The sequence below is a fragment of the Arthrospira sp. PCC 8006 genome (assembly GCF_046480465.1).
Lineage (GTDB): Bacteria > Cyanobacteriota > Cyanobacteriia > Cyanobacteriales > Microcoleaceae > Limnospira > Limnospira platensis.
In genome coordinates this window covers 1-410 of the sequence record NZ_PKGG01000577.1, presented here as the reverse complement: position 1 = coordinate 410, position 410 = coordinate 1, and the positions used below count along the sequence as shown (strand labels likewise).

Sequence of the window (410 nt, the reverse complement as noted above, 5' to 3'; positions counted from 1 at the left end):
ACAATACTGCGATGACCCAGAAACTCTAAAAATTTACGGATGCTTATGGTCGTTTTGTYCCCCGTGAATTTTTAGAGTTTCTGGGTCATCGCAGTATTGTTGATGTCGAGTTAGGGGATGCGGTGGAGCAAGAAATGTCCATCCTCTTCTCAGATATTCGAGATTTTACAACGATTTCGGAACAGTTAACCCCGGCTGATAATTTTAAGTTTCTCAATTCTTATTTAGGTCGCATGGAAGCGGCGATCGCTTATAATAATGGGTTTATTGATAAATATATTGGGGATGCAATTATGGCTTTATTTAGCAATAATGCGGATGAAGCCGTACAGGCGGGAATTTTGATGTTAAAAATGTTGGCTGCTTATAATCAACAACCAGTGGAAGCAGGCCGATCGCCGGTGAGAATT

Annotated in this window: 1 protein-coding gene; it reads left to right on the top strand. The window is 40.8% G+C overall.

Going from position 1 to position 410, the window contains the following annotated elements; all coding sequences use genetic code 11:
- Positions 1-134: 134 nt before the first annotated feature.
- Positions 135-410 (top strand): adenylate/guanylate cyclase domain-containing protein (locus tag B9T16_RS29455; protein ID WP_410246475.1); only part of this gene is annotated, 276 nt, incomplete at its 3' end.